Below are 5502 nucleotides of genomic sequence, written 5' to 3'. Positions count from 1 at the left end.
GTTATTCATTACTAAGGTACGCGATGAAACTGATTGAACAACATCAAATTTTTGGTGGTTCGCAACAAGTTTGGGCACACCATGCCCAAACGCTTCAGTGCGAAATGAAATTTGCCGTCTATTTGCCGGATAATCCGGAGAATCGACCGCTTGGTGTGATTTATTGGCTTTCCGGCTTAACGTGTACGGAACAAAATTTCATTACCAAATCAGGTTTTCAGCGTTATGCGGCAGAACATCAAGTAATTGTGGTTGCACCTGATACTAGTCCTCGTGGAGAGCAAGTGCCGAACGATGCTACTTATGATTTAGGGCAAGGTGCAGGCTTTTATCTGAATGCGACCGAGCAGCCTTGGGCGACGAATTATCAAATGTATGATTATATTTTGAATGAGTTGCCTAGTCTGATTGAGGAAAAATTTCCTACCAACGGCAAACGTTCGATTATGGGACATTCAATGGGCGGACATGGCGCATTGGTATTGGCATTGCGAAACCGAGAACGTTATCAAAGTGTTTCTGCCTTTTCGCCTATTTTGTCGCCAAGCCTTGTGCCTTGGGGGGAGAAAGCCTTTTCTGCCTATTTAGGAAAAGATCGCGAAAAATGGCAGCAATATGATGCTAACTCGCTCATCCAACAAGGCTATAAAGTGCAAGGTATGCGCATTGATCAGGGCTTGGAAGATGAGTTTTTGCCAACACAATTGCGCACCGAAGATTTTATCGAAACCTGTCGTGCGGCAAATCAACCGGTCGATGTGCGCTTCCACAAAGGCTATGATCATAGCTATTACTTCATCGCCAGTTTTATTGGTGAGCATATTGCCTATCATGCGGCATTTTTGAAGTAAACCAGAGAAGTGATTCGGGAATCGATCAAACGTTGGCATGAACGTTAATTTTTATGTTAACGAAAATAAAAGGCATCGGATTGATGCCTTTTATTTTTTATAAATGATGAAAAATAATGCGATTAAAATGAGCTAGCTTGCCCACTTTATTTAAATATCCCCCCATTCCAGTCCAAACCGTTGCAAATACTTTCTCAGTCGATCGCTGTCATTGACTTTTGCTCTTTCTGTTCGGGAGACATTGAACAATGCACGGCCGGCAGCGGCCATGTTGGGATGTTTGCGGCATTCGTCGATGACGTGTTGCAGTTGTAGTTTGTCGAATAAATCCAATGTGTCCCAATCGACTTTATCGGGATAGTCTTGTGCTTTTTCAGACGGCCTTTTATGTAGGAGGCCGTCTGAAAAGGGTTCTTCCGACCATAACCATTTGAGGCGTTCGATTTCGGCTTGAACTTGTTCTACCTGTATCCTGCCTTGCGGCGCGAGTGTGGCCAGGCGCATGATGCTGGCGGCGAGGTCGCGGAAGTTGCCGCGCCATGGCGCTTGGTTGGAGTGTGCGAATTCGAGGTAGGCGGCCAGGGCTTCTTTGTTGAAGCGGGTGGTTCGGCCGAGTTCTTGCGAGGCTAGGGCAAGCTGATGTTCGACGTTCGGCTCGATGTCTTCGCGGCGGTTGGCGAGTGCGGGCAGTGGGTAATTCCAGATGTTGATGCGGGCGAACAGGTCTTCGCGGAAGCGTCCGGCACGGATTTCGTGGCGCAGGTCGCGATTGGTGCCGGCGATAAGTTGGAAGTCACTTTTGACTTCGCTGTCGCTGCCGACGGGATAAAAGTGTTTTTCTTCAATGGCTTTGAGTAACATGGCTTGCTCGTCTAAGCCCAATTCTCCGATTTCATCTAAAAACAATACGCCGCCGTCGGCGGTTTTCAAATAGCCTTCACGCTTTTCTGCAGCACCGGTAAAGGCGCCTTTTTTGTGGCCGAACAGGGCAGATGCTGCGCCGTCGCCGCGAAGGGTGGCGCAGTTTACATCGACAAATGTGCCTTTAATCAGATGGCGCGCTTTTTTCAATTCAAAAATCCTGCGTGCCAGCATAGATTTGCCTGCGCCTGTCGGGCCGGAAAGCAGAATGGGGGAAGGGGAGTTGAGCGTGACTTGTTCGATTTCGGCAATCATGCGGTTGAAGGCGGCGTTTTGGGTGGAGATGCCGCTTTTCAGGTAGCGCACTGCATCGTCGCGTACGGCGGCAAGGCGTTCTGCCAGTACGTCGTAACGAGCCAAGTCCAAATCTATGATTTCATAACTGCCGACATTGCCATCCTCCATACTGCGTCTTTGGTTTTTGGGTGGAGCGGTTTGTAACAGAACGCCGGGGATTTGACGCGATTCCACCAATAAAAACAGACAGATTTGGGCAACGTGTGTACCTGTCGTGATGTGGGTGAGATAGGTTTCTTCTTCTGTCTCAAATGGATAGCTCGCCGCCCAATCGTGCAGCTTGGTATAAACCTCGGAGAAATCCCACGGGTTTGCCAGCTCCATAGATACGAGATTGACGACTGTGTGCGGCGATACTTGCTGAATATCGGCTTTTACATGATCCGCCAGTTCGCGGTATTTCTCCGCATAAAACAGCTCCACGCGGTCAAGATGAAAATCTTGACGCTGATTCATGGCGACATTCGGCCGCCACTTCTGCCAACGCCCTTGACCGAAACCACTGTCCAATACCGTACCGAGAAAGCTGACGGCGACTTGTTTTTTAGGGATAGTATTCATGTTTCAGACGGCCTTTAAATTATTTTCCAGGACAAATTTGCCGTTTACTTAGCCGCAAGCGTTTGTCCAAATCATCGAATCTCATCATATATCCTTGTATATTTTATTTTCTATATAACTATCTATAAATATATTTTTTAGTATTCTACGCTTTTTGCCGATAAAAGCTACTTTAAAATATATTTCCTTTATATTCAATTAATTAAAAATTATTTTTATAAAAATTTTATTCTTGGCACGCTGTTGGCTATGTTGTGAATGTAACGATACAGCAGATGCTTCGGGAAATACAGTTACCGGAGAAAAATTTTCCGTAAATTTAGTTGCTGTGTGGTTACAGGGCGAATGCCAACAAGACTACATTTGGATTAACAGGTTCGAATCCTGTCTCGTCTGATAGACGTTGAACGTCTTGTTTATTTAGTCGCTCACCCTTTTCAATATGGCAGGCAAATGCCTGGGGAAACTACAACATGGATATCCTTGTGTCGCAGGTTCGAGTCCTGTCTCTGTTATCCAAAATAGCAGAGTAGCTCAGTTGGTAGAGTAAAGGCATGTTTCCCTTAAAAACTTGTTGCGTGCCATATTACTTTTACGGCAGCAGGTGGATGCTCGGAGAGGGTACATTAACCTTTCACGTTAAAACCGTTTCTCTTCATGTTTATCCGCTACGCTGCCATCCATTCGAGGCCGTCTGAAATATTCAGGCAGGCAGATATAAAAACTGTTTTCGGTGCAAACGGCAAATGCCGGAGGAATTACAGCCTGCTAAGCTCGAGGTCGCGGGTTCGAGTCCCGCCTCTGCCGCCAACAATGGCAGAGTAGCTCAGTGGATAGAGCGCGTAAAAATTTCTCCACTCTTTGTTGCCAGATGTGCCGCCCCTTATGGGTGAATGCCATTAGGATTACATTCCTTTTCTGCTAAAACCTGAATGATCCTAGTAAATCTAGTCGCCCTACGGCAGTAGGCGGATGCCCGGAAGAGAATACATTAGCTTTCAGTTAAAAACGCTTCTCTTCATCTTTAGCCGCCACACTGCCACCCATTCAAGGCCGTCTGAAAAACAAAGCTAAAACAAGTTCAGACGGCCTCAAACCAACAATATGAAAGAAAATGAAAATGGCTAATACTACCTTGTTTCAATCGATTAAAAACCGTTTTACTAAAACCGATACCCATAATGAAGCCGGCGGCATCGCCTACACGCTGACACCCAAACAACAGTTGGCACAGCTTGCCGCTACCGGTTGTCTGAACAATACCTTCTATGCCGACGCCCAAAGTCAGCTTGACCAAGTGTTGAAATTGGCGGAAAACCTGGATGCCGAGTTCATCGCCAAAACTGCCGTATATGCCCGTCAAAAAGGTTTTATGAAAGATATGCCTGCGCTGTTGCTTGCCGTGTTGGCTCAAAAAGACGTGAACATGCTCACCCGCGTATTCGATCAAGTGGCGGACAACGGTAAAATGTTGCGTAATTTCGCACAAATTATCCGCAGCGGCGCGGTCGGCAGAAAATCTTTCGGCAACCGTCCGAAAAAACTGATGCAGACTTGGCTTTTGACCGCCACCGAAAAACAACTGTTGAACGCCGCCGTCGGCAATTCGCCGTCGCTGGCAGACGTAGTCAAAATGGTGCACCCAAAACCGCGTGAAGCATGGCGTGCCGCATGGTTTGCATGGCTGATCGGCAAACCGTACGACCGCGAAGCATTGCCGCCCATTACCCGCGCTTTTGAAGACTACAAACAAAGCCGAGAAGGCACATTGCCCAACGTTCCTTTCCAAATGCTCACTGCTTTAGACTTGAACAGCGGCGACTGGGCGCAAATTGCCCGCAACGGCTCATGGCAGCAGGTTCGTCAAAACCTGAACACTTTCCTGCGCCACGAAGTGTTTGCCAAAAGCAAAAACATCAAAATGGTGGCAGAAAAACTGCGTGATGAAACCGCCATTGCTCGCGCCCGTGTTTTGCCTTATCAGTTGCTGACTGCCTATCAGGCGACATCCGAACAGATGCCGTTTGAAATCCGCGAAGCGCTGCAAGACGCGATGGAAACCGCCGTACAAAACGTACCGGCAATCCAAGGCAAAGTCGTGGTTTGCCCGGACGTCTCCGGCTCCATGCACAGCTCGGTTACAGGCTATCGCGGCAGCGCGACCAGCAAAACCCGCTGCATCGACATTGCCGCGCTCGTATCCGCCGCCATGTTGCGTACCAACCCGCAAGCCCGCGTGATACCGTTTGAACAAATCACGGTAAACGTCAAGCTCAACCCGCGCGACAGCATCATGACCAACGCCCAAAAACTCGGCAATATCGGTGGCGGCGGAACGGCATGCAGCGCGCCGCTCGCCATACTGAACCGAGAAAAAGCCGATGTGGATTTGGTCGTCATCGTGTCTGACAACGAAAGCTGGGCAGACCTCGGACAATGGGGCGGCAAAACCGGCCTGATGAAAGAATGGGACATCCTGAAACAACGCTGCCCCGAAGCCAAACTCGTCTGCTTGGACATCCAGCCCTACACCACGGCTCAAGCACGAAACCGTCAGGATATTTTGAACATCGGCGGCTTCTCCGACCAAGTATTCTCCCTGATTGGTTCCTTTGCCGAACGAGGCATGGGTACAGATTTCTGGGTAGAAGAGATTGAGAAAACGCCGTTGGCAGTTGTGAACTGAAGCTGAGGCCGTCTGAAAAAAGGGTAGAAATATTTTTCAGACGGCCTATTTATTCAGGGTAAGCTAAGAAAAAGAATAAGGAAACAAAATGCAAAAATTTATCTTAATCCGCGGTCATCAAGGTTCGGGAAAATCGACGTTTGCCGAACAAAAAGCCGCGGAATTTAAAGCGCAGTATCCAGATGC

General features: G+C 48.2%; 3 protein-coding genes. 2 read left to right on the top strand and 1 reads right to left on the bottom strand.

Translation table 11 applies throughout. From position 1 onward, the window contains the following. Positions 1 to 23: 23 nt before the first annotated feature. Entirely contained in the window at positions 24 to 851 is an 828-nt protein-coding gene (gene fghA / locus Q1M25_RS07705; RefSeq protein WP_300483608.1) for an S-formylglutathione hydrolase, read from the top strand. 150 nt (positions 852 to 1001) lie between these two features. Here the strand turns inward: fghA and rtcR are convergent, their stop codons facing one another. Further along, positions 1002 to 2630 carry an RNA repair transcriptional activator RtcR gene (gene rtcR / locus Q1M25_RS07700; protein ID WP_300483605.1) on the bottom strand — a complete coding sequence of 543 codons (1629 nt, stop codon included), beginning with the start codon at positions 2628 to 2630 and terminating at the stop codon, positions 1002 to 1004. A 1114-nt stretch (positions 2631 to 3744) separates the two neighbouring features. Between rtcR and Q1M25_RS07695 the strand changes: the two genes are divergently transcribed. Further along, positions 3745 to 5316, top strand: coding sequence for an RNA-binding protein (locus tag Q1M25_RS07695; protein ID WP_300483602.1), 1572 nt, complete (start codon positions 3745 to 3747; stop codon positions 5314 to 5316). Positions 5317 to 5502 lie beyond the last annotated feature (186 nt).

The sequence above is a fragment of the uncultured Neisseria sp. genome (assembly GCF_951230505.1).
GTDB lineage: Bacteria > Pseudomonadota > Gammaproteobacteria > Burkholderiales > Neisseriaceae > Neisseria.
The sequence above is the reverse complement of the archived record's forward strand: the minus strand, read 5'-3'. Positions and strand labels throughout refer to the sequence as shown.

What these genes read in the sequence shown, in the direction of transcription:
- fghA (WP_300483608.1), top strand. Translation starts at nt 24, where the DNA reads ATGAAACTGATTGAACAACATCAAATTTTTGGTGGTTCGCAACAAGTT.
- rtcR (WP_300483605.1), bottom strand. Translation starts at nt 2,630, where the DNA reads ATGAATACTATCCCTAAAAAACAAGTCGCCGTCAGCTTTCTCGGTACG.
- Q1M25_RS07695 (WP_300483602.1), top strand. Translation starts at nt 3,745, where the DNA reads ATGAAAATGGCTAATACTACCTTGTTTCAATCGATTAAAAACCGTTTT.